This is a genomic window from Paludibacterium purpuratum, assembly GCF_004363805.1.
Taxonomy (GTDB): domain Bacteria; phylum Pseudomonadota; class Gammaproteobacteria; order Burkholderiales; family Chromobacteriaceae; genus Paludibacterium; species Paludibacterium purpuratum.
On the sequence record NZ_SNZP01000004.1, the window covers coordinates 1 to 24,945 of the forward strand.

Annotated in this window: 25 protein-coding genes, 2 rRNA genes, 1 other RNA gene and 1 riboswitch; of the genes, 22 read left to right on the forward strand and 6 right to left on the reverse strand. The window is 60.1% G+C overall.

All coding sequences use genetic code 11. From position 1 onward, the window contains the following. The 7 genes from DFP86_RS05385 to DFP86_RS05415 all read left to right on the forward strand — a co-directional run. Positions 1 to 86, forward strand: a 23S ribosomal RNA gene (locus DFP86_RS05385); the annotation flags it as partial. A 75-nt stretch (positions 87 to 161) separates the two neighbouring features. Next, positions 162 to 276, forward strand: a 5S ribosomal RNA gene (gene rrf / locus DFP86_RS05390). Between the two features lie 192 nt (positions 277 to 468). Continuing rightward, positions 469 to 1,332 (forward strand): ferritin family protein, encoded by an 864-nt coding sequence (locus tag DFP86_RS05395; RefSeq protein WP_133678996.1) that lies wholly within the window; start codon positions 469 to 471, stop codon positions 1,330 to 1,332. Continuing rightward, a complete protein-coding gene (locus DFP86_RS05400) occupies positions 1,307 to 1,810 on the forward strand; it encodes an adenylyltransferase/cytidyltransferase family protein (protein WP_133678997.1) in 504 nt (167 codons plus the stop codon). The genes DFP86_RS05395 and DFP86_RS05400 overlap by 26 nt, the downstream gene beginning before the upstream one ends. Beyond that, positions 1,803 to 2,768 (forward strand): biotin--[acetyl-CoA-carboxylase] ligase, encoded by a 966-nt coding sequence (locus DFP86_RS05405; protein ID WP_133678998.1) that lies wholly within the window; start codon positions 1,803 to 1,805, stop codon positions 2,766 to 2,768. Before DFP86_RS05400 ends, DFP86_RS05405 begins: the two co-directional genes overlap by 8 nt. Further along, positions 2,765 to 3,481: a type III pantothenate kinase gene (locus tag DFP86_RS05410; RefSeq protein ID WP_133678999.1), complete on the forward strand. Its 717-nt coding sequence runs from the start codon at positions 2,765 to 2,767 to the stop codon at positions 3,479 to 3,481. Before DFP86_RS05405 ends, DFP86_RS05410 begins: the two co-directional genes overlap by 4 nt. After that, a complete protein-coding gene (locus DFP86_RS05415) occupies positions 3,478 to 4,386 on the forward strand; it encodes a ribosomal eL19 family protein (RefSeq protein WP_133679000.1) in 909 nt (302 codons plus the stop codon). The genes DFP86_RS05410 and DFP86_RS05415 overlap by 4 nt, the downstream gene beginning before the upstream one ends. Before the next feature lie 47 nt (positions 4,387 to 4,433). Here the strand turns inward: DFP86_RS05415 and DFP86_RS05420 are convergent, their stop codons facing one another. Then, complete coding sequence (locus DFP86_RS05420) at positions 4,434 to 5,036, reverse strand: histidine phosphatase family protein (RefSeq protein ID WP_133679001.1); 603 nt, start codon at positions 5,034 to 5,036, stop codon at positions 4,434 to 4,436. Positions 5,037 to 5,108: 72 nt separating this feature from the next. After that, positions 5,109 to 5,309: riboswitch (cobalamin riboswitch) on the forward strand. A gap of 131 nt (positions 5,310 to 5,440) precedes the next feature. Between DFP86_RS05420 and DFP86_RS05425 the strand changes: the two genes are divergently transcribed. The 11 genes from DFP86_RS05425 to DFP86_RS05475 all read left to right on the forward strand — a co-directional run bounded on the left by DFP86_RS05425 (position 5,441) and on the right by DFP86_RS05475 (position 15,557). Further along, positions 5,441 to 7,393, forward strand: coding sequence for a TonB-dependent receptor (locus DFP86_RS05425; RefSeq protein WP_166642163.1), 1,953 nt, complete (start codon positions 5,441 to 5,443; stop codon positions 7,391 to 7,393). Next, entirely contained in the window at positions 7,393 to 8,292 is a 900-nt protein-coding gene (locus DFP86_RS05430; RefSeq protein ID WP_243729311.1) for a cobalamin-binding protein, read from the forward strand. Before DFP86_RS05425 ends, DFP86_RS05430 begins: the two co-directional genes overlap by 1 nt. Before the next feature lie 21 nt (positions 8,293 to 8,313). Then, positions 8,314 to 8,520, forward strand: coding sequence for a hypothetical protein (locus DFP86_RS05435; RefSeq protein WP_133679003.1), 207 nt, complete (start codon positions 8,314 to 8,316; stop codon positions 8,518 to 8,520). Next, positions 8,517 to 8,831, forward strand: coding sequence for a cell division protein ZapA (locus DFP86_RS05440; protein WP_133679004.1), 315 nt, complete (start codon positions 8,517 to 8,519; stop codon positions 8,829 to 8,831). The genes DFP86_RS05435 and DFP86_RS05440 overlap by 4 nt, the downstream gene beginning before the upstream one ends. Positions 8,832 to 8,857: 26 nt before the next feature. Further along, a non-coding RNA gene (gene ssrS / locus DFP86_RS05445) (6S RNA) lies at positions 8,858 to 9,040 on the forward strand. 46 nt (positions 9,041 to 9,086) lie between these two features. Next, positions 9,087 to 9,737, forward strand: coding sequence for a 5-formyltetrahydrofolate cyclo-ligase (locus DFP86_RS05450; protein WP_133679005.1), 651 nt, complete (start codon positions 9,087 to 9,089; stop codon positions 9,735 to 9,737). Positions 9,738 to 9,766: 29 nt separating this feature from the next. Further along, a complete protein-coding gene (gene pip / locus DFP86_RS05455; RefSeq protein ID WP_133679006.1) occupies positions 9,767 to 10,720 on the forward strand; it encodes a prolyl aminopeptidase in 954 nt (317 codons plus the stop codon). A 131-nt stretch (positions 10,721 to 10,851) separates the two neighbouring features. Then, complete coding sequence (leuS, locus tag DFP86_RS05460; protein ID WP_133679007.1) at positions 10,852 to 13,446, forward strand: leucine--tRNA ligase; 2,595 nt, start codon at positions 10,852 to 10,854, stop codon at positions 13,444 to 13,446. Positions 13,447 to 13,498: 52 nt separating this feature from the next. Further along, positions 13,499 to 14,071 (forward strand): LPS-assembly lipoprotein LptE, encoded by a 573-nt coding sequence (locus tag DFP86_RS05465; RefSeq protein ID WP_133679008.1) that lies wholly within the window; start codon positions 13,499 to 13,501, stop codon positions 14,069 to 14,071. After that, entirely contained in the window at positions 14,052 to 15,056 is a 1,005-nt protein-coding gene (holA, locus tag DFP86_RS05470) for a DNA polymerase III subunit delta (RefSeq protein WP_133679009.1), read from the forward strand. The genes DFP86_RS05465 and holA overlap by 20 nt, the downstream gene beginning before the upstream one ends. A gap of 222 nt (positions 15,057 to 15,278) precedes the next feature. Continuing rightward, a complete protein-coding gene (locus DFP86_RS05475; protein ID WP_243729312.1) occupies positions 15,279 to 15,557 on the forward strand; it encodes a hypothetical protein in 279 nt (92 codons plus the stop codon). 6 nt (positions 15,558 to 15,563) lie between these two features. Here the strand turns inward: DFP86_RS05475 and DFP86_RS05480 are convergent, their stop codons facing one another. The 5 genes from DFP86_RS05480 to DFP86_RS05500 all read right to left on the reverse strand — a co-directional run bounded on the left by DFP86_RS05480 (position 15,564) and on the right by DFP86_RS05500 (position 18,445). Then, positions 15,564 to 16,199 (reverse strand): lytic transglycosylase domain-containing protein, encoded by a 636-nt coding sequence (locus DFP86_RS05480; protein ID WP_133679010.1) that lies wholly within the window; start codon positions 16,197 to 16,199, stop codon positions 15,564 to 15,566. Positions 16,200 to 16,279: 80 nt separating this feature from the next. Beyond that, positions 16,280 to 16,750, reverse strand: coding sequence for a 23S rRNA (pseudouridine(1915)-N(3))-methyltransferase RlmH (gene rlmH / locus DFP86_RS05485; protein WP_133679011.1), 471 nt, complete (start codon positions 16,748 to 16,750; stop codon positions 16,280 to 16,282). A gap of 27 nt (positions 16,751 to 16,777) precedes the next feature. Beyond that, complete coding sequence (gene rsfS, locus DFP86_RS05490) at positions 16,778 to 17,146, reverse strand: ribosome silencing factor (RefSeq protein ID WP_133679012.1); 369 nt, start codon at positions 17,144 to 17,146, stop codon at positions 16,778 to 16,780. Between the two features lie 49 nt (positions 17,147 to 17,195). Next, positions 17,196 to 17,870, reverse strand: a complete 675-nt coding sequence (nadD, locus tag DFP86_RS05495; RefSeq protein ID WP_133679013.1) for a nicotinate-nucleotide adenylyltransferase — start codon at positions 17,868 to 17,870, stop codon at positions 17,196 to 17,198. Between the two features lie 2 nt (positions 17,871 to 17,872). Further along, entirely contained in the window at positions 17,873 to 18,445 is a 573-nt protein-coding gene (locus tag DFP86_RS05500; RefSeq protein WP_133679471.1) for a beta-class carbonic anhydrase, read from the reverse strand. Positions 18,446 to 18,760: 315 nt separating this feature from the next. On the opposite strand from DFP86_RS05500, the gene DFP86_RS05505 reads away from it, so the two are divergent. From DFP86_RS05505 to aceF, 4 genes are all read left to right on the forward strand, one after another. Beyond that, positions 18,761 to 19,108, forward strand: coding sequence for an ArsR/SmtB family transcription factor (locus tag DFP86_RS05505; RefSeq protein WP_133679014.1), 348 nt, complete (start codon positions 18,761 to 18,763; stop codon positions 19,106 to 19,108). 75 nt (positions 19,109 to 19,183) lie between these two features. Beyond that, entirely contained in the window at positions 19,184 to 20,641 is a 1,458-nt protein-coding gene (locus DFP86_RS05510; protein WP_133679015.1) for a M48 family metalloprotease, read from the forward strand. Between the two features lie 263 nt (positions 20,642 to 20,904). Further along, a complete protein-coding gene (gene aceE, locus DFP86_RS05515; protein ID WP_133679016.1) occupies positions 20,905 to 23,568 on the forward strand; it encodes a pyruvate dehydrogenase (acetyl-transferring), homodimeric type in 2,664 nt (887 codons plus the stop codon). A gap of 61 nt (positions 23,569 to 23,629) precedes the next feature. After that, entirely contained in the window at positions 23,630 to 24,937 is a 1,308-nt protein-coding gene (gene aceF / locus DFP86_RS05520; RefSeq protein WP_133679017.1) for a dihydrolipoyllysine-residue acetyltransferase, read from the forward strand. Positions 24,938 to 24,945 lie beyond the last annotated feature (8 nt).

Sequence of the window (24,945 nt, forward strand, 5' to 3'; positions counted from 1 at the left end):
CGAGACCAGGACGTTGATAGGTCGGGTGTGGAAGCGCTGTGAGGCGTGAAGCTAACCGATACTAATGGCTCGTGAGGCTTGATCCTATCATTTGAGAGACTTTGCGCTCGATACAAGAAATACTACCGAATTCGGCTTCTACAGTTTGTAAACAGTTTATGTCTGGCGGCCATAGCGAGGTGGTCCCACGCCTTCCCATCCCGAACAGGACCGTGAAACGCCTTAGCGCCGATGATAGTGCGGCATTCGCCGTGTGAAAGTAGGACACTGCCAGACGCCTCTTGAGAAAAGCCCAGACCATTAGGTCTGGGCTTTTTGCTTTTACGGGCTCAGCACGCTTGGCTTTCCTCTAGGCTGGTCTTGATGGCAATTTCAGCAAAAAAACTTTGATTAAAGTCAAAAGAACGCTTTCACTCCTTGACGTCCTGTCCTACAATCGACCCCTCAGAGATCCTCAGAGGAGAGGCCATGTTGTACCCCGAACTGTTTGCGCAGCTGGAAAAAGCGCGCTGGAATATGGCGCAGGACATCCCTTGGAGTCAATTCGACGCTGACAAACTGTCCGAAGAGCAGGCCAAGACCATCAAGATGAACGCCATTACCGAGTGGGCGGCGTTACCTGCGACCGAGATGTTTTTGCGCGATAACCGCGACGACTCCGATTTTTCGGCCTTCATGTCGATCTGGTTCTACGAGGAGCAGAAGCACGCGTTGGTTTTGATGGAGTATCTGCGTCGATTCCGCCCCGAATTGTTGCCCAGCGAGGAAGAGCTACACGCCGTGCGCTTCGAGTTCGATCCCGCGCCTCAGCTGGAAACGTTGATGTTGCATTTTTGCGGTGAAGTTCGCCTGACCCAATGGTACCGTTGTGCCGCCGATTGGCACCAAGAACCGGTCATCAAGCATATCTACAAGACCTTGTCGCAGGACGAAGCCCGCCATGGCGGTGCTTACCTCAAGTACATGAAAAGGGCGATCGAACGCTGTGGCAACGAGGCCCGCGCTGCTTTTGCCAAGATCGGTTTGCTGATGGCGTCGTCCGCGCGTGCCAACAAACCGCTGCATCCGACCAATCTGCACGTCAATGAAAGCCTGTTCCCCAACGATACGGTGCAGTCGCGTTTACCCGACCCTGCCTGGCTGGAAGAATGGCTTTCGCGCCAAATCCACTTTGATGATACTTGGGAGGCGCGTGTGGTGGGTGGTATCCTTCGCAACTTGTCCAATCTATTTGAGCGGCCGATTGAAACGATTCAGGTGCTGAATCGTTACCGCAAAGAATTGACGGCGAGTCTGAAGGAGCCCAATGTCGTACCCAACCCCGCTGTTTGAGCAAAAACTGTGTCCCCCGGACGAACTGATCGCACGTTTGTCCGGCCTTTCCCGCCCTCTGGTATTTACCAACGGCGCCTTCGATATTATTCACCGCGGGCATGTCACCTATCTGGCTCAGGCACGTAGTCTGGGTCAGAGTCTGGTGGTGGCGCTTAACACGGACAATTCCGTTCGCCGCCTCGGCAAGGGGACGGATCGCCCGATCAACCCGTTGCAGAACCGTGCCGCTGTCATTGCCGCTCTGGAGTGTGTCTCGCTGGTGACTTGGTTCGATGCCGATACGCCCGCTGAGCTGATCGAGTTGGTTAAACCGGAAGTATTGGTAAAGGGTGGCGACTGGCAGATCGAACAGATTGTCGGCTCGAACGAAACCCTGGCGCGCGGCGGTGCGGTGCACTCGATTCCCTTCCTGTTCGATACCTCAACGACCGCTACGCTGAAGAAAATTCGTGCATCGGAGCCGGGGCATGGCTGATTGGCCCTTTGCAGTCCTGCGTGCATTGTCCGACGGTAAATTTCACTCCGGCGAGGCAATCGCCCACGAGCTGGGGTGCTCGCGCACACTGATTTGGCAGGCGGTGCATGCGATTCAAACCGAGTTCGCCCTGCCTGTCTTTAGCGTGCGCGGCCAAGGGTATCGGCTTTCGCAGCCATTCGACTGGCTGGATGTGACATCGATTCGAAGTGGATTGACGGCGGCTTGCAGCGATGTGTGGACAATTGCCGTCGCCGATCAGGTCGACTCGACCAATACCCAATTGCTGAGCCGCGCCAACAGCGATGGTCTACATGGCCTCGTGCTGGCGGCCGAACTGCAAAGCGCCGGCCGTGGCCGGCTTGGCCGCCGTTGGCAAGCCCGTTTGGGCGATTGCCTGATGTTTTCCCTGCTATGGCGCTTCGACCGCGGCCTGGCGGAACTCGCCGGCTTGTCGCTGGCTGTGGGCTTGGCGCTGGCACGCGTTTTGCGCCAATTAGGCGCCCCGGTAGAGCTCAAGTGGCCCAACGATGTGTTGCTCGATGGCCGGAAGATGGCCGGCATTTTGATCGAGCTGTCCGGCGATGCGCTCGGGCCTGCCGCGGTGGTCATCGGTATCGGTATCAATTTGCATGAGCCGCAAGGTGTGGATCAGGCGGTTGCCGCGCTGCAATCTTGCGGCGTAGCGGTCAGCCGTAACCGATTGTTGGCACTGTTGCTCAATGAGCTGCACGTTGTGCTGACGACGTTCGAAGCCCAAGGTTTTGCACCGTTTGCCGATGAATGGATGGCGATGTCGGCGCACCAGGATCAACCGGTGCGACTGAGTTTCTCGCATGGCGGGCCGATCGAGGGAGTCGCTCGCGGAGTGGCGGAGAACGGTGCCTTGTTGGTGGATACCGCAGGCGGTCGGAAAATCTTTCATGTCGGAGAAGTCAGCCTGCGGAGCATGGCATGATCCTAGTGATTGATGCAGGCAATTCCCGCATCAAGTGGGCCGTTTTTCACGGCACCGCCAAGTGTGGCGAAGGCGCTGTCGACCATGCCGATATAGCCGCACTGGCCGCCGCCTGGTCGGGCTTTACATTGAGCCGGGCCGTCGGTGCATCGGTCGTGCAGCCGGCCTTGCGCAGGCGCATCGATGAGCAGGCGCCGTGTCCGATCGTTTGGATTCAGACCACGGATTCGGCCGCTGGCGTGCGCAATCATTACGTCGAACCGGCGCAGATGGGGGTGGATCGTTGGTTGGCCGTGCTGGCGGCGCGTCGCTTGGTAGCGGGCGACGTGATTGTGGCCAGTGCCGGCACTGCACTGACCATCGAATCGTTGACTGCCGAGGGCGACTATCTGGGCGGACTGATCATGCCGGGTTATCGGGTGATGCTTGCCGGCTTGGCCGGTAATACCGCGCGTCTCGATCAGCCTGTCGGCGAGTGGTCTGCATTTCCGACTTGTACAGGGGATGCGCTGGAAACGGGCGTGTTGGAAGCCATGGCCGGCGCCATCGAGCGCGCCCGCCAACGTCTGGCTGCGCGCACGGGCCGTCCGTTGCCGCCGGTACTTCTGAGTGGCGGCGATGCATCCAGAGTTGTCGACCTGCTCGCAAGCCCCTGTCAGATCGTGGATAATCTGGTGCTTACCGGTTTATTAGAAGTGGCGGACAAGACATGAAGTGGTTTCTGGGCCTGGTCGTGGCATTGAACCTTTTTGTCGGCGCGGTGCTAATGCTGCGTCAGCACGATCCCGTGGATATTCATAGCCATGAAGTTTCGCCGGAGCAGCTCAAGGTGTTGCCGGCTGACTGGCGGCCGGATGCAGCCTCCTCGGCGCCGTTGGCCGCCTCCGAGCCTGTCTCGGCTTCTGCGCCGATGGCGCTGGCGCAAACCACGTCCTCACCGTTAGGCAAGGCCGCCTCGGCGCCGGCCGGTGTCGGTAAGACGGTCAAACCCCAGCCCGCCAAGGCGAGCGAGAAGCCCAATAAGGCCGACTCGGCGCCAGTCAAGGCTATCGACAAGCCCAAGAAGGCGGCCTCCGCACCGGCCAAGGTTGTCGATAAGCCGCAAAAAACCGCCTCCGCGCCGGCCCATCGCGCCGACAAGGACGAGGCCGTGCAATGCGCCCAATGGGGCGGACTGAACGACGCGCTGCTTGCGCGCGTCAAGGGCGGTCTGTACAGCGTGCACTTGGCGTCCGATCAGATCAGCAGCCAGTCGCTCGAAGGCAAGGCGGCCGGGAACCTGCGTTATTGGGTCTACATTCCGACCAAGGCTGTCACCGCGTCGCTGTCCGCCGAACTTGCGGACAAGGGGTTCGACAACTATGCCGTGCAGAACGAGGGCGAATATAAGGGCGCATTGTCGTTGGGACTGTTTGGTAAGCAGGATGGGGCCCAGGCGTTGATCGATCGTTTGAAGAAGGCCGGCTACGACAAGGGTGCGATATTGGCTCGTGGCAAGGCCTCGGCGACACGGCTCGATTTCAAGCGGCTGAACGATACCCAGCTGCATGCGCTCTCTGCGTTGCAAAAGCGCCTGACGCCGGGGATCGCCCTGCAGACGGTCGCTTGTTCCCGTTGAGGCATGCATCACTCGTAAAGGGGCGGCGTATCCGCCCCTGTTCGTTTTTAGCCGGGTAGCGGCGCATCCAGGCGCATCAGATAGGCCGGGTGAGCCTGTAGAATCGACAACTGCACGAAGCCACCTGGCTGTACGGTAATCAGCCGTGCCACGGCCAACTCCATATCGAGCAGTTCCGCCAAAAGTGTGGTGATCACCGCGCCGTGCGTCACCAGCACGCGATGACAACCGCGAGATGCGGCAATCCATTCTGAAAATCCGCTCAGTACCCGAGTGTGGAAGCGCTCGGGCGACTCTCCGCCCGGCAACGCCAGTTTCCCCGTTTGCCAAGCTTGTTCCCAGTGCGGTTCGGCCGTTGCCAACTCGGACTGCGCGCGGCCGTCCCAGTCGCCGAAATCGAATTCGGCGAAACGCTCGTCGACCTTGAGCGGCACCGAGGCCGCCAGTGCGCGGCGCACAGCGAACTCCCGGCAGCGTGCCAAGGGCGAGGTGGCCATGCTGGACACCGGCGCCAGTGCAGCGATCTGTTGCCAACTACGATCCATCGCGGCGCCACCCTCGGTGGTTAGCGGCACGTCGCGTTGCCCCGTCAGCAGGCCTTGGTGATCGATTTCGCCGTGACGCAATAGCGTCAGGGTATACGGGTTCATGATGAGTTCTGTCATTTGCGACAAAGGCTTATGACCTTATTCCAAGTCAAGTAGTCTGGCAACTACCGCGAGGTATAATGCCACGCGTTAGGTGCTTGCCCTGCCATCCGGCCGGGCGAGTGAAACGGGAAGCCGGTGCGAGACCGGCGCTGCCCCCGCAACGGTAAGGTCCGGCGCGATGCGCCAGGGCTTCGCAACCAGCCACTGCCCTCGGGTGGGAAGGCGCGAAGCCAGAGACCGAGCCCGGAGACCGGCCTGACACGGACGCGAGTGGATGCGCGTACCGACCCAATACCTGGAGTGTCGCGGGGAAGCGATGACACGGTCTGCATGTCTGTCGGCATGAAGTTTGTGGTTTTGCCCGTCCTTTGCGCTCCGTCATTACAAAGCTACGGATGCAGATAATGTTTCAACTCAAACACGGCGCGGCCCTGATCGCGCTTTGCTTCGCCGGCGCGGCGCTGGCGGAAGACCTTCCCGAATTCGACGGCGGCGATGTGGTGGTGACCGCCAGCGGCGTGCCGCAAGCGCGCGGCGTGGCGCCGGTCAGCGTCAGCGTCATTACGGCCCAGGATATTGCGAATAGTAGTGCGCGCACGGTGCAGGAGGTGATGTCGCAAAGCAGCGGTGTCAATGTGTTCAATATGGGTGGGGCCAATCCTTCATTCGACTTACACGGCTTCGGCATCACTGGCATCAGCAATACCTTGGTGCTGGTGGATGGTGTTCGTCAGAGTAGCAATGACCTGTCTGCTCCCGATTTGAGCTTTATTCCTTTGGCCAGCATCGATCGGATCGAAATCGTGCGCGGTAGCGGGGCTGTTCAGTATGGTAGTGGCGCCACCGGTGGTGTGATCAACATCATTACCAAGGCCGGTTATCGTGCGCAGAACAGTGCACAAATTACCCAGACAGTGGGTAGTTTCAATCTGCGTCAGACCGATGCCAGTTTCAACCTGGCGGGGGATCGTGTGAGCTTGGATGGCTATGTCCAGTCGATGGATACCCACCACTATCGCCAGAACAATGCCGAGAGGCGGGATGGCGGCGGCCTTGGTCTGAATTTGAAGCTGGACGATGGCCAAGTACGGATTTATGCGCGCTCCAGCAGTGACAGTCTGCGGTTGGCGGGTGACCGTCTGGTAGATCCGGCCAGTGCGACTAACGAGTTTGACTCCAACCCTACCGGCACATCAACGCCTAATGATTACTCCTTCGTCAAGACAGACCAGGTTGGTCTCCAGGGGGATCAAGGCTTTGGTGTCGGCCGGCTGTATTTTCAGGCCTCGACACTGAGTAAGCGTCTGGATGGCTGGGGCGGTACTGCTGCAAATCATCAGGTGAGCAGTTCGGATGAAGGCAGTCTGCGTTATGTTCTGCCATTACCGGCTGAGAACAAGCTGACCGTCGGCACGGATTGGCTGTATGGCAATGCCACCAATGCCTGGAGCGGAGGGGTGCCAACATCGGTCAAGGTGCGCCGCCAATCGCTATTTGCCGAGGCCGAGCTGGGCCTGTGGCAGGGCGCTCGTGTTACGGTCGGAGGACGGTCCCAGCGTGTGGATGACCTTTCAAAAGTAGCTGGTGTCAGCTATGCCACGCAGGGAGAATTGCATGCCTGGCAACTGGGCTTGCGCCAACGGCTGGGTAGCAATTGGAGCCTGTTTGCCAACCAAGCTCAAAGTTTCCGCCTGGGCAAGGCGGATGAAATGAGTTGGTCGTATGGACCCTTGCTGCCGCAGCTTTCGCATGACCAGCAGATGGGTATTGAATGGCAGCTCGGACTATCCTCAGCCCGGGCCAATGTGTTCCGTTCGGATCTGACCAACGAGATTGTGTATCTGCCAACGCCATATCTGGGCTACAACGTCAACCTGCCTAAGACCCGTCATGAGGGGATTGAGCTGGAGGGGCGTACCCGCTTGGCGCAGACCGTGGGTCTGCATGGCAGCTTGACTTGGCAGAAGTCGAAGTTCATGGAGGGTGTTTACAACGGAACCAGTCTGGTCGGTAAGCAGATCCCCATGGTGCCGCAGTGGATGGCGAATGCTGGCGTGTCTTGGGATGTGCGTGAAAGTACAAGCCTGAGTCTGGATGCCCAATATGTTGGCACACAATATATGGACAACGACTGGGGTAATCAGTACACCTCCAAGTTGTCGGCTTATACCGTGGTCAACACCAAGCTGACACAGCAGTTTACCCGCCAGTTGTCCGGCTCGTTTAGCGTCAATAACCTGTTGAATCGCCATTATGCAAACTACGGTGTCACATCTTGGAAAGGGTCAGGAACCGGATATGCAGTCTATCCGGCCGACCCACGCAACTTCCAGGCATCACTCACTCTGAAGTTCTGATGAGCATAACCACCATGCAAATTGTGCTGCAGCGGCTGGCCGTGTTGTTGTTCCTGTGCGTGGGGCTGGCTGCCCACGCCCAAGTCACCGCCCGCGACGGCACCGGTGCGCCGGTGACGTTGGCGCAGCCGGCGCAGCGCATCATCACCCTGGCTCCCTCCGCCACCGAGTTGGCGTATGCCGCCGGCGCGGGGGCGCGCATGGTGGGTACGGTCGCGTTCAGCGACTACCCGCCTGCGGCCAAGCGCTTGCCTCGGGTGGGCGATCTGATGGGGGTAAGCCTGGAGGCGATTCTGCGTCTGCGGCCGGATCTGGTGGTGGTGTGGAAGGACGGCACGGCGCCGCAGTTGTTGCAGCGCCTGCGCGATGCCCAGGTGGCGGTGTTCGTCAGCCATCCGCTGGCGTTGGACGATGTGGCCGGCGAGTTGCTGGCGTTGGGTAAACTCAGCGGGACGGAGCCGGTAGCCAGTCGTGCGGCGGCGGCGTATCGGCAGAAGATCGCCGATTTGCGCACCCGCTACCACGGCCGGCCACAGGTGTCGGTGTTTTATCAGATGAGTCAGGCGCCGCTGTTTACCGTCAGCGACGCCAGTTACATCGGTGCGGTATTGCAACTGTGCGGCGGCCGTAATCTGTTCGGTGCGCTGGCGGCGCCTGCGCCACAGGTCGGTCGCGAGGCGGTTGTCGCCGGCAAGCCTCAGGTGATGTTGGCGGCTTCGACACAGGAGCTGGCGATTTGGGACAGCTGGAAGGCTATTCCCGCCGTGGCGCATGGCACGCGCTACGCGATCGATGTCGACCTGGCCAGCCGCCCCGGGCCGAGGTTGGCAGAGGGGGCTGAGGCCATTTGCGCCACGCTGGACCGTGCGCGCCGGGTGCTTGGTTTGACGCCTCGCTGAGCGTTGGCTATGCTCGCCGCCATGGACAAAGAACTTGAATCGTTAGAAACCCGGGTGTCGGGACTGATCACGCGCATCGGCGAGATGGGTGGGCAAAACACCCGTCTGGCGGAAGCGTTGGCGCAGGCCCTGAAGGAAAATGCGGATCTGCATTTCCGCCTGGAGGAAACCCGCCAGCGCGTGGCCTCGCTGATAGAGCGCCTGCCCGGCGCCGAGGAGGACGCATGAGCGAAATCGTGCAAGTAGATGTGTCGCTCCTGGGGCGGCATTTCACCATCGGTACTTCGAGCGACGAGCGCGACACGTTGCTTGAGGCGGTGCATTTGTTGGAAGAGAAGATCGAAGCCATTCGCGGCCAGGGCAAGATTGTCGATGCCGACAAGATCGCCATCATGGCGGCGTTGAATATCGCCCACGACTTGCTAAAAACAAAAGTGGGAGAAGGCTTGGAGATGGCGGCCTTTCAACGTAGAATACGCAATATGAGCGAGGCGGCCGAAGCGGCCTTGCAAGAAAGCCAGCAGTCGCTGTTCGAGTGATTGCCGCTTTCGACAGATTTACCGGTTACCCCCTGCGGTGTTCGTGACGGCTCAAAAATTCCTTTGAACCAATGCGTTCGCTTGGTTGCTGGCATTGAGTAGCACTGGCGCGCCGCGTCCTTTTAGGATGCGCCCGATGTGTGAGGCAGGCGACCCCCTGGAGACAGGGTTCAAGCGAATTTAGCCCGAACGGCACTCGCGGGGGCCTCCTTTCCGATCGTCCCACCCCTCTGGCGGATGATGGTTTCCCCTGATATGACAATTCCGATCCCGTCCCCGGCGCCCGATGACAAGCTTGCGCTACGCCGTGCTGTGCGCCGTGCGCGTTTGTCGCTCTCGCCCCGTGACCGGCGCTGCGCAGAAGAGAAAATCGCGCGCATGGCCGCGCGTTTCGTGCGGCGCGGCAAGCGTATCGGCGGTTATCTGGCCGCCGGCTCCGAACTGGACATCGAATCGCTGATGAGCAGCGCGTTGCGTCGCGGTGCCGAGATCTACCTGCCGGTGATTCCCGAGCGTGGGCGTCGGTTATGGTTTTCCCGTCTGGGGCCGGAGGATCGCTGGTATCGCCACCCACGCTACTCGATGATCGAATATGCCGGCCCGGTACTGCGCGTCGAGCGGCTGGATGTATTGTTCGTGCCGCTCTTGGCGGTGGATGCCGAAGGTTTTCGGCTTGGGCAGGGCGGCGGATTTTACGATACGTCGCTGCATGCCGCCGGTCGGCGGCGGCCACTGCTGGTTGGGGTCGCTTTCGATTGCCAGCGTGTGGCCCGGGTGCCGCGCGAGGCTTGGGATATTCGGCTCGACTGGCTGGTGACCGAGTCCGGGCTGTTCCGCTTCCCGACGCGCGTGCCGACAAACGTTTGCGTTGGCGACGATGCGTCGCGCACAATGCGATCAGATTAATTTTCCGACGATCCGGGAGCGTTGTCGCCATGCTCTATCCTGCCATTTCCCCTTACGCCAGCGGCATGTTGTGCCTCGACGAGGCGCATCAGATGTACTGGGAAACGTGCGGTCGCCCAGATGGCTTTCCGGTGCTGTATTTACATGGCGGGCCGGGCGATGGTTGCGCGCCGATGTGCCGCCAGTTGTTCGACCCGGGGTTTTACCGCGCGGTGCTGTTCGATCAACGGGGCAGTGGCCGTTCGGTGCCGCGCGGTGCGCTCGACGCGAATCGCACCGATCTGCTGATACAGGATATCGAGCGCCTGCGCGAAATGCTGGGTATCGAGCGTTGGCTGGTGTTCGGCGGTTCATGGGGCAGTACGCTGGCGCTGGCTTATGCCCAAGCCTATCCGGCCAGGGTCTGCGGTTTGATTTTGCGCGGCATTTTTCTTGGCCGGCCAAGTGATGTCGATTGGTTTTTGCACGGCATGGGGCGTTTCTTTCCCGATGCCTGGGCACGGTTTGTCGCACCGATTCCCCAGGACGAGCGCCACGATCTGCTGGCTGCGTATTACCGGCGTCTAACGTCGTCCGACCCGGCGGTTTATTTGCCGGCGTGCCAGGCCTGGGCCGCATGGGAAACCCATTGCGTGTCGCTGCAGCCGCGCGCCGAGGCCATCGAGCGCGCCGCCAGCGCCTACCTCGCATTACCGCTTGCTCGTATCGAGGCGCACTATTTCGTCAATCGGCTATTCCTGCAACCTGACCAATTATTGCGAGACATCGGGCGTATCGCCCATCTGCCGGCCTGCATCGTTCAGGGGCGGTACGATGTGATTTGCCCGCCGGATGGCGCCTTTGCGCTGGCCGGTGCCTGGCCGAAGGCTGAGTTGTGTCTGGTGGAGGCTGCCGGGCATTCGATGTGGGAGCCCGCCATCTTGGCTGCGTTGATGGATCGGCTTGAGCGCTTCAAGCTGTTTCTGGCACACGGTTCGATCTGAATCGGATGGGTTTTTTCGCGAATTGACGTCGTTCGCGCGACAAATCCTCGCGGCCCGCTTCTGCGCTTCGCGCTTGCCCGGCTATAATCGTCGGATTGACTTTCAGGCAAAGATTATTTCCCGGGACCAGCATGCAAGAACATTACACTTCGCACGAGGTTGAAACCTCGGCACAGCAGTATTGGGCAAAGAACAAGGTTTTCCAGGCAGTCGAAGACAGCACGCGCGAGAAATACTACTGCCTGTCGATGTTCCCCTACCCGTCGGGCAAGTTGCACATGGGCCATGTGCGCAACTACACCATTGGCGACGTCTTGTCGCGTTTCAAGCGCATGAATGGTTTCAACGTCCTGCAGCCGATGGGCTGGGATGCCTTCGGCTTGCCGGCGGAAAACGCCGCAATGAAGAATAACGTGGCGCCGGCCGGTTGGACCTATTCCAATATCGATTACATGAAGAACCAGCTCAAGAGCCTGGGGCTGGCCATCGACTGGGACCGCGAACTGGCGACCTGCAAGCCGGACTACTACCGCTGGGAGCAGTGGCTGTTCACGCGGCTGTTCGAGAAGGGCGTGATCTACAAGAAGGCCGGGGTGGTCAACTGGGATCCGGTCGATCAGACGGTGTTGGCCAACGAGCAGGTCATCGACGGTCGCGGCTGGCGCTCCGGTGCTTTGGTGGAAAAGCGCGAAATCCCGATGTATTACTTCAAGATTACCCAGTACGCCGATGAGCTGCTGAATGATCTCGATAAGCTGGACGGTTGGCCGGAACAAGTTAAAACCATGCAGCGCAACTGGATCGGCAAGAGCCGTGGCATGGAAGTCGCCTTCCCCTACGGCGACGGTTCCGCCGAGGTGCTCAAGGTCTACACGACGCGCCCCGATACCCTGTTGGGCGTGACCTATGTGGCGGTTGCCGCCGAGCATCCGCTGGCTACCCGTGCAGCCGAAGGCAATGCCGAACTGGCTGCCTTCATTGCCGAGTGTAAGAAAGGTGGCGTGTCCGAGGCCGATCTGGCCACCCAGGAGAAGAAGGGGATGCCGACCGGGCTGACGGTCAAGAATCCACTGTCCGGCGCCGATGTGCCGGTCTGGGTCGGCAACTACGTGCTGTGGGGTTATGGCGAAGGTGCTGTGATGGCTGTGCCTGCCCACGATGAGCGCGATTTCGAATTCGCCCACAAATACAACCTGCCGATGAAGACGGTGATCCGTCCGGCCGATGGCGCCGATTTGGCCGAGCCGTTGGCGAGTGCCTTTACCGAGTACGGTATCTTGTGCAACTCCGGCGAGTTCGACGGTCTGGATTACCAGGGGGCGTTCGATCGCATGGCCCAGGTGCTCAAGGCCAAGGGGCTGGGCGAACCGCGTACCCAGTACCGTCTGCGCGATTGGGGCATCAGCCGTCAGCGTTACTGGGGCTGCCCGATTCCGATCGTTCACTGCGCGCATTGCGGCGATGTGCCGGTACCGGAGGCGCAACTCCCGGTTGTGTTGCCGGAGAACGTGGTGCCGGACGGCGCCGGTTCGCCGTTGGCCAAGATGCCCGAATTCTATGACACGACCTGCCCGAGCTGCGGCGGCGCGGCCCGACGCGAAACCGATACCATGGATACTTTCGTCGAGTCTAGTTGGTATTACGCGCGCTATGCCTCGCCCAACTGCACCGATGCCATGGTGGACAAAAAGGCCGCCGACTACTGGCTGTCGGTCGACCAATATATCGGCGGCATCGAACATGCCATCTTGCATCTGCTGTACGCCCGCTTCTTCCATAAGCTGATGCGCGACGAGGGACTAGTGTCGAGCGACGAGCCGTTCGCCAGCTTGTTGACCCAGGGCATGGTGGTGTGCGAAACCTTCTATCGCGATGTCGAGGGCGGACACAAGGATTGGATCGCACCGGTCGATGTGGTGATCGAACGCGACGCCAAGGGCAAGATCGTCAAGGCGACCCATCGTGTCGATGGCTTGCCGGTACAGATCGGCGGCATCGAAAAGATGTCCAAGTCGAAGAACAACGGCGTCGATCCGCAGGACCTGATCGAGAAGTTCGGCGCCGATACCGCTCGTCTGTTCATGATGTTCGCCGCGCCGCCGGATCAGTCGCTGGAGTGGTCCGATGCCGGCGTGGAGGGTGCATACCGCTTCTTGCGCCGTCTGTGGAAAACCGTGTACGAGCACGTAAACCTTGGTGCCGCGTCGCGTTACCGCGATGGCGAGTTGTCCGATAGCCTGAAGGCCTTGCGCTTCAAGTTGCACACCACGATTCAGAAAGTGTCCGACGACTATGGCCGCCGCCAGCAGTTCAACACGGCGATCGCCGCCGTCATGGAATTGCTCAACGCCTACGACAAGACCGATACCACGGGCGACGTCGGCCGTACCGTGGCACAGGAGGTGTTGGAGTCTGCCGTGATCCTGCTGTCGCCGATCGTGCCGCACATCGCCGAGTCGCTGTGGATCGAATTGGTGCCGGGTACCCGTCTGCTGGAGCAGACCTGGGTCAAGGCGGATGAGGCCGCGTTGATCAAGAGCCAGGTCGAGCTGATGGTGCAGGTCAATGGCAAGCTGCGCGGCAGCGTGGTGGTGGCTGCCGATGCCGGTCAGGCCGTCATCGAACAGTCCGCACTGGCGAATGCCAATGTGCAGAAGTTCATGGAAGGCAAAGCACCGAAGAAAGTGATTGTGGTGCCCGGCCGTTTGGTGAATATCGTCGTGTAAATCCATCTGAAGGTGGGCGCTTTGCCCACCTTCGCTTTGCAAAGGTTTACCCATGACCCGATTGTTTACGTTGCTGTCCGCCTTGGCGTTCGCCGTGGTGCTGGCCGCTTGTGGTTTCCACCTGCGTGGCCTGGGCGATTCGACTCAGCGCACGTTCCCCTTTACGCGGCTGTATATCGATTCGACATTGCCGGTTGCGCAGCAGGTGACGACGGCCCTGAAGTCCTACCCGAACGTGACCGTGGTCGATTCGGTCAAAGGAGCGGATGGCGTGCTGCGCATTATCGATGAGAAGCGCGACAAGGACCTGTCGGCTATCGATCGGAGCGGCAAGGCCAATGAATACCGGCTGAATTACCGTGTCACTGCGCAGTTGTGGATCAACGGCATGCAGGCGGGGCGCGATATCGTGCTGAACCAGTCCCGTACCATGACTTACAACGATGCAGCGGTGCTGGGCAAGGATCAGGAAGAGGCGCTGCTGTGGAGCGATATGGCGCGCAATGTGGCACAGTTGATGATCTATCGGCTATCGAATAACCAGATGCTGCGCGACGCCGCTTCGGCCGCTGCCGGTGTGGCACCGCCTGACGCCAAGACCAACAATGCCGTCTCTCAGCCCTGAGGCGCTGTCGGCCGCTCTGACGCGCGGCTTGGCGCCGCTGTACCTGATCCACGGCGAAGAAGCTCTGGTGGCGTTGGAGGCTGCCGATCAGATTCGCGATGCTGCTCGACGGCAGGGTTACCTGGAGCGCGAGGTGCTGGCGGTCGAGGCGGGTTTCGATTGGTCGTCGCTTCGGGACGCCATGAGCAGCGTTTCGCTGTTCGCTTCTCTCAAGGTTTTGGAGATCCGCATTCCGAGCGGCAAGCCGGGCACCGAGGGTGCGGAGGCGCTGATCAACCTGGCGGATCGGCCACCCGAGGACACGATCACGCTGGTGCTGTTGCCCAAGATGGATCGTCAGCAGCAGCAAAGCAAATGGTTCCAGGCGCTGGAAAAGTCGGCAGTGGTTCTGCAGGCGGGGTTGGTAGACCGGCAGAGCTTGCCTGGTTGGATTGGCCGCCGCCTGCAGGCGCAGGGGCAGACGTTGTCTGCGGAGGCGCTGGCTTTCTTCGTCGATCGTGTGGAAGGCAACCTGCTGGCGGCTCGTCAAGAAGTCGACAAGCTGGGGCTGCTTTATCCGCGGGGAGAACTGACGCTCGATATGTTGCGCGAAGCGGTCGCCAATGTTGCCCGCTTCGATGTGTTCCATCTGTCCGAGTCCTGGCTCGAAGGCGATGCGGCGCGGGCGCTGCGTATGCTGGAGGGGTTGGAAGCCGAGGGAGAGGCGCCGGTGCTGGTGTTGTGGTCGTTCAGCGAGGATGTGCGCATGTTGCTGCGGCTGCGTCAGGGGCTCAAGGATGGCCGCAATGCGCGCGATCTGTCGCGCGAGCTGCGGCTATGGGGCAATAAGCAGAAACTGGCTGAGCCGGCCCTGAGGCGTATCGGTGCGCGTCGGTTGATGCAGGCGCTTGAAACCTGTGCACAGGTCGACCGGCAGATCAAAGGGGTGGAGCAAGGAGAGCCCTGGCGTACACTCCGGGTGTTGGCTCACCAGCTCGCGCACTGATCCGTACCCGTCGATCATTCCTACCTAGAAGTAGGGGAAAGTACCATCCAAACCCGATGACATCGGGTTTTTTTTATTTTTATTTACTTTAATGACGTTGTCCTAATTAAGCTTGCGATAAATTCAGACTCTCCCTAGACTGTGTAGCGTTTAATTTAAAAACATATAAGTAATATTTATATATTGTTGGACGCAGCATCTACCCAGATCAGGAGACTGACGATGTCGACATTCGTTTGTGGCGAAAACCGGGTACGCAGCAAGGTGGTATTGATGGAGAGCATCCATCAAGTGCTGGATGTATTGCTGGATGCGGAGGAACCGCGCGTGGTGCATTGGGATGGTCGCATACTGCGCATGCATAAACTGACTTCGCGCAAGGCGCGGCAGATCTTCCATTCACCCCAGTCGTTTCCAGGGCTATTGGGCGTATACGATCATAAGGCGCATTACCGCGACCTGGCCGATCCGCTAGGCGAGATGCTGGGCATTCATCTCTAGCGCATGTCACCAGCGCTCGGTGACCGAAAGTGCGTCATCGTTGAGAATCGTCACTTCGCGCACGGCGGCCGAGGCGAGGGCCGCTTGGCCCGATCGGGCTCGATACTGCCGAAGTACCTTGGCGACGTAACCGGCGGTCTCCGGATATGGGGGGATCCGGTTGCCGAAACGGGCCACCGCGCCTTCACCGGCGTTGTATGCGGCCAAGGTCAAAGGAAGATCGCCATCAAAGCGTCGATACAGCCACGAGAGGTAACGGCTGCCCGCCTGCAGATTGTCCGCGGGATCGTAGAGCGCGGTAGCGCCGAAACGTCGCCCGGTCTCGGGCATGAGTTGCATCAGCCCGACGGCGCCTTTCGCGGAACGTGCGTGCGCATCATAGCCAGACTCAACCTGGATCAGCGCATGCAGTAGATGAGGATCTATGCCGAAGCGGTACGCCGTCTTACCGATCAGCTCATCCAGTGTCGGCGGCGGATCGGCTGCGTGGACTGGCACGAGCGGCCGATAGGCCGGGCTCTGCGGCTGATTCGACAAGTGCAACACGCCATTGGCATCGGTATAACCCAGCAATGTGTCGCCAAGCGCAGCGGAAGGCGCAATCGGCAGGAGCACAACGACGAGTAACAGCGGTAGACGCATGGACGGATTCCAGTCGAAGAATACGGCATGCTAATCATCGCCTGGATGGAAGGCCAGCGCAGCCGGCCATATGGGCAGGACTACTCGCGGTGGTAAGGGTGGTTGTTGAGAATGCTGACGGCTCGGTATAGCTGTTCGACCAGCAAGACCCGCACCATGCCGTGCGGCATGGTCATGGCCGACAATTGCAACAGGGTGTCGGCCTTTTGCTTGAGTTCGGCCGCTAACCCATCTGCCCCACCAATGACGAAGCAGAGGTCGCAGCCATCTTGCAACCAGTGTTGCATCTGCTGGGCGAGCTGTACCGTGGTCCAGTTCTTGCCGCGCTCATCCAGCACGATCAGCGTCGCCCGCGGTGGAATGGCTGCCAGCAGGCGGGCGTGCTCCGCGGCAATACCTTTTTCCGCCGTGACGCCGCCACCGCGTTTTTCCGGTTTGATTTCTTTCAGTTCCAGGCTGATGTCGCGTCCGAAACGCTTGGCGTAGTCGGAGAAGGCGTCATCGACCCACCGCGGCATTTTAGTGCCGACGGCCAGAATGGTGATCCGCATGCAGTTCCCGTTAGCGGGCAAGTGCCGTTAGAGCACTTTCCAGGGCTTTGCGCCGGCCGGAACGAACGAAGGCTTCTCTCCACCCCACAGGGCTTCGATATCGTAATAATCGCGCACGGCGGGCAGCATGACGTGGACGACGACATCACCGGCATCTACCAATACCCATTCGCCGAACTCCTCGCCTTCGCTGCCGATGATCTCGACGCCGGCTTCCTTGAGCTTGACACTGACATTGTTGGCCAAAGCCTTGACTTGTCGGTTCGAGTCGCCGGTACAAACGATCAGGTGCTGGAACAGCGAGGTCAGATCGCGTGTGTCCAATTCGATGATGTCTTTGCCCTTGACGTCTTCGAGGGCATCGACCGCCACTTTCACGATTTCCGAGATTTCCATGAGTCCCTTCCAGAGAAACTGGATGCATCGTCCTGCGATGCATCTATCGTTATGAGTTACATCCCGTGCCCTGACTGGGTGTGTGCAGGTAGAGCCCGTGATTTTGAATATAGGAGGCGATGGGCGGTGGTACCAGATGCGAGATCGGCTGGCGACTTCCCACCGCGTCGCGTACGGCGCTGGCCGACAAGTCCAGCGGCGGCAGCGTAAGGCGCAGAATTGTACCAGAGGCGACATCGTTTTGGGCCCGTGGTTTTAATCTGGTGCGCCATTCGGTCTCGACGGCGGGCGGCAATGGCAACGTATCGCTGCCGGGGCGCACCGCCACGGCCAGGTGCGCAAGCGAAAACAACTGCCGCCAATGGTGCCAATGATCGAGCTGCAGCAGCGAATCGCCACCGATAAGAAACCAGAGCGGTACCGTCGGGCCGATTTCAGCGCGAATTTCGGCCAGGGTATCGACAGTGAAGGTGGCGCCTCGACGGTGTAACTCACGATCGTCCACTGTCATGCCGGGCACATCGGCGACACCGAGCCGAACCATGGCAAGCCGATCTTCGGGACTGGCCACCGCGCCGCCGCGATGATACGGAGCGCCCGCAGGTACCAGTCGAAGCTCGGTTAGACAGGCTTCGGACTGATAAGCCTGCGCCATGCGCAAGTGTGCCATGTGAAATGGGTCGAACGTGCCGCCAAAAATACCGACAACACGGTGGAACGGCATGGTCAGGACTCCGCTCCGGCTCTGCCGTCCACGACCAGCTTGAGTTCGCCGGTACCGGGATGAATGACCAACCCATGTACCGGGATATCGCGCGGTACCAGCGGATGTTGGCGGATGACGCCTACGGTGTGGCGAACGCTGTCCTCGACGTTGTTGAAGCCGAGCAGCCAGTTATCCAGATCGATACCCGCGGCACGCAAGGTGTCGATGGTTTGGGGGCTGACGCCGCGAGCCTGCGCCGATTCGATAACCTGGGCAGGGTTGATGGCGTTCATGCCGCAATCCATATGCGCAACGACGCAGACTTCGTCGACGCGCAATTGGTAGATGGCGACCACGATGCTGCGCATCACCGATCCCCAAGGGTGGGTGACCAGCGCTCCGGCATTCTTGATCAGCTTGGCATCGCCGTTTTTCAGCCCCATGGCTTTAGGCAGGAGCTCGACCAGCCTGGCATCCATGCAGGCGAGAACCAGCAGGTTCTTGTCGGGGAATTTATCCGTTTTGAACTGTTCGTATTCGTGATTGTCTACGAATGTCCGATTGTGTTCGAGCATGGCGCCCAGCACGCTCATCATCTGTCTCCTTACAGGCCGCTGCATCGGTAGCTGTCCATTAGGACAGGTGTCGAAGTGGCGGGTTTCGATTACGCAGATAGTAACGCGAGAATTGGCACAAGGCCACGCATCAATTTTCAAGGCATGTGGCGAGGGAAGCCACTAGGCCGTTTGGCCAGTGGCGAACCACAGGGGTGAACTCATTCACTAGGATGGTGTCATTGTATTGAACCGGTAAATGATTGCACAAGCGTTTTTCTCCGGTTTGCTCACCCTGGCAGTTAAACCAATAACACACCCTCATACCACGCACTGGCGCGAAGGAAATATGTCATGGATTTGTCTGAACTAAAGAAAAATGCTGCCAAGGCGGCGTCTCTACTGAAGAGCCTGGCGAATGAAGATCGCTTGTTGCTGTTGTGCCAACTGGTTTCGGGTGAAAAGGCCGTTTCTGAGTTGGAACGGCTGACCGGTATCAGGCAGCCGACCCTTTCGCAGCAGTTGGGCGTACTGCGAAACGAGGGGCTGGTGGCTACGCGCCGTGATGGCAAATGGATTTTCTACAGTGTGGCGAGTCGGGAAGCGATGTCCATGCTGTCGACACTGCAATCGCTGTATGGCAACGAAAGTCTTCGTCGCCACGAGACGGCGGAGCGGAAGGAATTGGCCAGGACGATGTAAACGATGTGTGAAGATGCAAGATTTTCTTAATCGTTTTGCGTGCAAGGTGTCGAATATGCGGAATATCATGTCCGCATGAAAAAAACCTTCCTGCTCACGACGATCTCCATCGGTTTGCTGTTGATCGCTGGCGGTGTTCGCGCCGAGTTGCCTGATTTGGGCGATGTCTCCCAGGCGTCCATGTCTTTGGCTGACGAAGCGCGCATCGGGCGCAACGCTATGCGCGAACTCCGGCAGCAGGACGCCATCAGCGACGACCCCGAATTGGCCATGTACATCAACAGCCTGGGCGCCCGTTTGGCTGCGGGCGCGGTCGGGTCGGGCATCCGTTTTACCTTCTTTGTCGTGAACGATGGTTCGATCAACGCCTTTGCCATGCCGGGCGGGTACATTGGCGTCAACAAGGGGCTGATCATGGCCTCCCAGAGCGAAGGCGAGCTCGCTTCGGTGCTCGGTCATGAAATGGCGCACGTCACCCAGCACCATATGGCGCGCATGCAAGCCAATACCTTGCCCAACCAGCTGACCCTGCTTGCTACCCTGGTGGCCGCCGCGCTGGCCTCGCGCGCCCATAATTCGGACGCCGTCATGGGGACGATCAACGCTGGCATCGGGCTGACGCTGGCCAACCAGCTCTCTTTCTCACGGGATTTCGAGCGCGAGGCGGATCGTGTCGGCATGCAATACCTAGCCGCTGCTGGTTTCGATGTGCGCGACATGCCTGGATTCTTCTCGCGTATGCAGCAGTCGGAGCATCTCAACGGCGGCGACGCCTACGCCTTCCTGCGCACGCACCCCGTGACCGTCGAGCGAATCAGCGAAGCCCAGAACCGTTCTCTGAATGCCCCGGTACGCATGCGGGTCAGCGGTACCGATTACCTGCTGGTACGGGAAAAAATCCGCAACCAGCTACTAGCGCCGACCGAGGCCTCCAAGTATTACCAGACCGCGCTCGCCAACCGGCAATATTTGAACGAAGGCGCGCAATGGTATGGCCTGGCGATGGCACGCGAGCGCCTGCACGATCAGGCTGGGGCCGCGAAGGCGCTGGGCAAGGCACGACAAATATTGCCTGCCAGTCCAATGCTCTACACTCTTGAGGCCGCCATCGACCGCTCCGGCAAGAACTGGGACGGCGCGCTGGCGGCGTATAAGACCGGATTGGCGCGCTACCCAGGATTCCGCCCGCTGTCCGACGACGAAGTCGATCTACTGATCCAACTGGGGCAGCGCGAACAGGCCCTGCAGAAGATTCGCCATCTGCAGCAGACGTGGCCTGCGGATCCCGCCTTGTATCGGCTGCAGTCGCGGCTATACGCCGATAGCGACATGCTGCGCTACCACGCGGCGCTGGGCAATGCACTGTACTTCGAGTTGCAATATGAGCCGGCACTGGAACAATTCCGGCTGGCGAGCCAGGCGCCAGGCGATGATTTCTACCTGCGCTCTTCGATCGAGGCTCGCTCACGGGAATTGGAAAAACTGGTGGCCGACAGCAAGCGCGATGGCACCGATCAGGGCGACGGGCAATAGCAAAAATGCAACATGTTGCGGCGCGGCAATTGCAAAAATGCTATTGGGTTGGAGCGAAAACCCTAAAAAGCTATTCCAAAACGAACATCATTCGTTTTAAACTCATCTGCGCATACCCACTTTTTTTCTAAAACGAAAAATACAAACAAAAACGAACAATTATTTACTGCAAACTGCGCAAAATGTTCATAAGTGAATATTTATGGTGCAAAGAACCAGGTCGGCAGCCGGCCGGCCGCACATGATGATGAGGATGTATGAAAATGGCTGAGAGCATGCCGCAAGACATTGATCCGTTGGAAACCCAGGAGTGGTTGCAGGCGTTGGAGTCCGTTCTGAATGCCGAAGGCGCCGACCGAGCGCATTTCCTTCTGGAGAGCATGGTCGAGCGGACCCGCGAACGAGGCGGCCACTTGCCGTTCCATCTGACCACCGGTTATCAGAACAGCATCCCGGTCGGACGCGAGGCCAAGTCGCCGGGCAATCATGAGCTGGAGAATCGCATCTGCTCGATCAACCGCTGGAACGCCATGGCGATGATCCTGCGCGCCGGCAAGAAAGAGCTCGAATTGGGCGGGCATATTGCCAGCTTCCAGTCCTCCGCCACCCTGTACGATGTCGGTTTGAACCATTTCTGGCATGCTCCCAACGACGATCAAGACGGCGACCTGGTGTACTTCCAGGGCCATATCGCCCCCGGCATCTATGCGCGCGCCTTCATGGAAGGCCGTCTTAGCGAAGCCGACCTGGACAACTTCCGCCAAGAGGTGGATGGCAATGGTCTGTCCTCCTATCCCCATCCCTGGCTGCAGCCGGACTTCTGGCAATTCCCGACCGTTTCCATGGGCCTCGGGCCGTTGACGGCCATTTACCAGGCCCGCTTCCTCAAATATCTGGAAAGCCGTGGCCTCGCCCGCACGCCGGGGCGCAAGGTCTGGTGCTTCTGCGGCGATGGCGAAATGGACGAGCCGGAGTCGCTCGGCGCCATCAGCCTGGCCTCGCGCGAAGGCCTGGACAATCTGATTTTCGTGGTCAACTGCAACCTGCAGCGCTTGGATGGCCCTGTGCGCGGCAACGGCAAGATCATCCAGGAACTCGAGGGCGAATTCCGTGGTGCGGGTTGGAACGTACTCAAGGTCATCTGGGGCAGCCGCTGGGATCCTCTGTTGGCCATGGACTCCAAGGGTCTGCTCAAGAAGCGCATGGACGAATGTGTCGATGGCGACTACCAGACCTTCAAATCCCGCGACGGGGCCTATGTACGCGAACACTTCTTCGGCCAGTACCCGGAGCTACGCGCCATGGTCGCCAACATGTCCGACGATGAAATCTGGGGGCTGAACCGCGGCGGCCACGATCCGCACAAGGTCTACGCGGCTTACCACGAGGCCACCACCAACGCCGGCGGACGGCCGACGGTCATTTTGGCCAAGACCATCAAGGGCTACGGCATGGGGGCCGCCGGCGAAGCGCAGAATATCGCGCATCAGGCGAAGAAGATGGACACCGACTCCATCCGCCGCCTGCGCGACCGTTTGGGTATCCCGATCTCCGACGAACAATTGGCGGAAGTGCCGTATTACAAGCCGGCCGACGACAGCCCTGAAATGCGTTATCTGCAAGAGCGCCGCACGGCGCTTGGCGGCTATCTGCCGAGTCGCAAGCCGGTGACTGCGCCGCTGACCGTTCCGGGCCTGCACCTGTTCGATGCTCAACTCAAGGACTCCGGCGAGCGCGAATTCTCCACCACCATGGCTTTCGTGCGCATGTTGGGTTCGCTGCTCAAGGACAAGAACATCGGCAAGCAGATCGTACCGATCGTGCCGGACGAATCGCGCACCTTCGGTATGGAGGGCATGTTCCGCCAATACGGCATCTGGTCATCCGTCGGTCAAAACTACGTGCCGCAAGACCACGATCAACTGATGTTCTACAAGGAATCCAAGGACGGCCAGATCCTGCAGGAAGGCATTAACGAACCGGGAGCCATGTCGTCCTGGATCGCCGCGGCGACTAGCTACGCCAACAACGGCATCCCGATGATTCCGTTCTACATCTACTATTCGATGTTCGGTTTCCAACGCATTGGCGACCTGGCCTGGGCCGCCGGCGATATGCGTGCGCGCGGCTTCCTGCTCGGCGGGACTGCCGGCCGCACCACGCTCAACGGCGAAGGCCTGCAACACGAAGACGGCCATAGCCACATCCAGGCTGGCCTGATTCCCAACTGCATCAGCTATGACCCGACCTTCGCCTTCGAGCTGGCGGTGATTCTGCAAGACGGCTTGCGCCGCATGTACATCGATCAGGAAGACGTTTTCTACTACATCACCCTGATGAACGAGAACTATGCGCACCCGGAAATGCCGGCCGGCGCGGAAGCGGGCATCCTCAAGGGCATGTATCTGCTGCGCGACGGCGGCGATGCCGGCGTCAAGGTGCAACTGATGGGTTCCGGCACGATCCTGCGCGAGGTCATTGCCGCGGCCGATCTGCTGAAAAACGACTTCGGCGTCAATGCCGATATCTGGAGCGCCACCTCGTTCAACCTGTTGCGTCGCGACGGCATGGCCGCCGAACGCTGGAACCTGCTGCACCCGACCGCGGAGGCGCGCGTGCCCTATGTGACCGCCCAGTTGGCCGGCCACGACGGCCCGGTCATCGCTGCCACCGACTACATTCGCAACTATGCAGAGCAGATTCGCGGCTACGTGCCGGGGCGCTACACCGTCCTGGGCACCGATGGCTTCGGTCGGTCGGATTCGCGCAAGCAATTACGTAAATTCTTCGAAGTGGATCGCTACCACGTGGCTGTGGCCGCGCTGAATGCCCTGGCGCAAGAGGGCAAGATCGAGCGCGCCCGCGTGGCCGAGGCCCTGGCCCGCTACGGCATCGACGCCGACAAGCCGGCGCCGTGGACCGTATAAGCCTCCCTTGAAGACATTTGGTGCCGGGTGCGACCCGGCACCCTAGGTGGAACCAGACAATATGAGCAATCTGATCGATCTGAAAGTACCGGATATCGGCGGCCATAACGGCGTCGACGTCATCGAAGTATTCATCCAGCCAGGCCAGCGCATCGAAATCGACGATTCCCTGCTGACGCTGGAAACCGATAAGGCGACGATGGAAGTGCCGGCGAGCCATGCCGGCGTGGTCAAGGAGGTGCTGATCCAAGTTGGTGGCAAGGTGTCCGAAGGCGACGTGATCGCCCGCATCGAAGCGGTCGCCACGAGTGCCGCATCCGTCGAACCGCCTGCGCCCGCCTCGACGCCTGCCGCGCCGGCGCCCAGTGCGCCCGTGCCCAGTGCGCCGGCCGCGGCGATTGCCGCGGTACCCGCAGCCGCCGTTGCCGTCGCCTTGCCCGACGACAGCGGTCTGACCCAGGCGCATGCCGGTCCGTCGGCGCGTCGTTTGGCGCGCCAGCTCGGGGTCGACCTGTCCAAGGTGAAAGGCTCGGGTCGCAAGGGCCGCATCGTCGAAGAAGACATCAAAGCCTACGTCAAGAGCATCATGGCAGGCGGTAGTGTCGCCGCCGCCCCGGCATCGGGCAGCGGCGTCGGCCTGGATCTGCTGCCGTGGCCCAAGGTCGATTTCGCCAAATTCGGCCCGATCGATCCCCAGCCGTTGGCGCGTATCAAAAAGCTCTCCGGCGCCAACCTGGCGCGCAACTGGGTGATGATTCCGCACGTCACGCAGTTCGACGAAGCCGACATCACCGAAATGGAAGCCTTCCGCAAGGGCATGGGCGAAGAGCTCAAGACCGATGGCGTCAAGCTGACGCCGCTGGCTTTCCTGATCAAGGCTTGCGTCGCCGCATTGAAGAAATTCCCCGAGTTCAACGCCTCGCTGGACGGCGACAACCTGGTGCTCAAGCAGTATTACCATATCGGCTTTGCCGCCGACACGCCGAACGGTCTGGTCGTGCCGGTGATCCGCGACGCCGATAAGAAGAGCTTGATCGAATTGGCGCAGGAATCGGCCCTGCTTGCCAAGAAGGCCCGCGACGGCAAGCTTCTGCCTACCGACATGCAAGGCGGTTGCTTCAGCATTTCCAGCCTGGGCGGTATCGGCGGCACGGCCTTCACCCCGATCATCAATGCGCCGGAGGTGGCGATCCTCGGCGTCTCCAAATCGGCGATCAAGCCTGTCTACGACGGTAAGGAATTCCAGCCGCGGCTGATGCTGCCGTTGTCGCTGTCCTACGATCACCGTGTGATCGACGGTGCCTCCGCCGCGCGTTTTACCAGCTTCTTGGCGCAGGCGCTGGCGGACATTCGCCGCTTGATGCTGTAAGTGGAAAA

Bases quoted from the DNA above. Each gene is read 5' to 3' on its own strand.
- nadD (WP_133679013.1), bottom strand. From the start codon at position 17,870: ATGCCGTTCCACCGTGTTGTCGGTATTTTTGGCGGCACGTTCGACCCA.
- DFP86_RS05465 (WP_133679008.1), top strand. From the start codon at position 13,499: ATGACCCGATTGTTTACGTTGCTGTCCGCCTTGGCGTTCGCCGTGGTG.
- DFP86_RS05505 (WP_133679014.1), top strand. From the start codon at position 18,761: ATGGATTTGTCTGAACTAAAGAAAAATGCTGCCAAGGCGGCGTCTCTA.
- DFP86_RS05435 (WP_133679003.1), top strand. From the start codon at position 8,314: ATGGACAAAGAACTTGAATCGTTAGAAACCCGGGTGTCGGGACTGATC.
- rlmH (WP_133679011.1), bottom strand. From the start codon at position 16,750: ATGCGGATCACCATTCTGGCCGTCGGCACTAAAATGCCGCGGTGGGTC.
- DFP86_RS05475 (WP_243729312.1), top strand. From the start codon at position 15,279: ATGTCGACATTCGTTTGTGGCGAAAACCGGGTACGCAGCAAGGTGGTA.
- DFP86_RS05430 (WP_243729311.1), top strand. From the start codon at position 7,393: ATGAGCATAACCACCATGCAAATTGTGCTGCAGCGGCTGGCCGTGTTG.
- DFP86_RS05480 (WP_133679010.1), bottom strand. From the start codon at position 16,199: ATGCGTCTACCGCTGTTACTCGTCGTTGTGCTCCTGCCGATTGCGCCT.
- DFP86_RS05400 (WP_133678997.1), top strand. From the start codon at position 1,307: ATGTCGTACCCAACCCCGCTGTTTGAGCAAAAACTGTGTCCCCCGGAC.
- DFP86_RS05510 (WP_133679015.1), top strand. From the start codon at position 19,184: ATGAAAAAAACCTTCCTGCTCACGACGATCTCCATCGGTTTGCTGTTG.
- DFP86_RS05410 (WP_133678999.1), top strand. From the start codon at position 2,765: ATGATCCTAGTGATTGATGCAGGCAATTCCCGCATCAAGTGGGCCGTT.
- DFP86_RS05500 (WP_133679471.1), bottom strand. From the start codon at position 18,445: ATGAGCGTGCTGGGCGCCATGCTCGAACACAATCGGACATTCGTAGAC.
- DFP86_RS05440 (WP_133679004.1), top strand. From the start codon at position 8,517: ATGAGCGAAATCGTGCAAGTAGATGTGTCGCTCCTGGGGCGGCATTTC.
- DFP86_RS05420 (WP_133679001.1), bottom strand. From the start codon at position 5,036: ATGAACCCGTATACCCTGACGCTATTGCGTCACGGCGAAATCGATCAC.
- DFP86_RS05395 (WP_133678996.1), top strand. From the start codon at position 469: ATGTTGTACCCCGAACTGTTTGCGCAGCTGGAAAAAGCGCGCTGGAAT.
- aceE (WP_133679016.1), top strand. From the start codon at position 20,905: ATGGCTGAGAGCATGCCGCAAGACATTGATCCGTTGGAAACCCAGGAG.
- aceF (WP_133679017.1), top strand. From the start codon at position 23,630: ATGAGCAATCTGATCGATCTGAAAGTACCGGATATCGGCGGCCATAAC.
- DFP86_RS05405 (WP_133678998.1), top strand. From the start codon at position 1,803: ATGGCTGATTGGCCCTTTGCAGTCCTGCGTGCATTGTCCGACGGTAAA.
- holA (WP_133679009.1), top strand. From the start codon at position 14,052: ATGCCGTCTCTCAGCCCTGAGGCGCTGTCGGCCGCTCTGACGCGCGGC.
- DFP86_RS05450 (WP_133679005.1), top strand. From the start codon at position 9,087: ATGACAATTCCGATCCCGTCCCCGGCGCCCGATGACAAGCTTGCGCTA.
- pip (WP_133679006.1), top strand. From the start codon at position 9,767: ATGCTCTATCCTGCCATTTCCCCTTACGCCAGCGGCATGTTGTGCCTC.
- DFP86_RS05415 (WP_133679000.1), top strand. From the start codon at position 3,478: ATGAAGTGGTTTCTGGGCCTGGTCGTGGCATTGAACCTTTTTGTCGGC.
- DFP86_RS05425 (WP_166642163.1), top strand. From the start codon at position 5,441: ATGTTTCAACTCAAACACGGCGCGGCCCTGATCGCGCTTTGCTTCGCC.
- rsfS (WP_133679012.1), bottom strand. From the start codon at position 17,146: ATGGAAATCTCGGAAATCGTGAAAGTGGCGGTCGATGCCCTCGAAGAC.
- leuS (WP_133679007.1), top strand. From the start codon at position 10,852: ATGCAAGAACATTACACTTCGCACGAGGTTGAAACCTCGGCACAGCAG.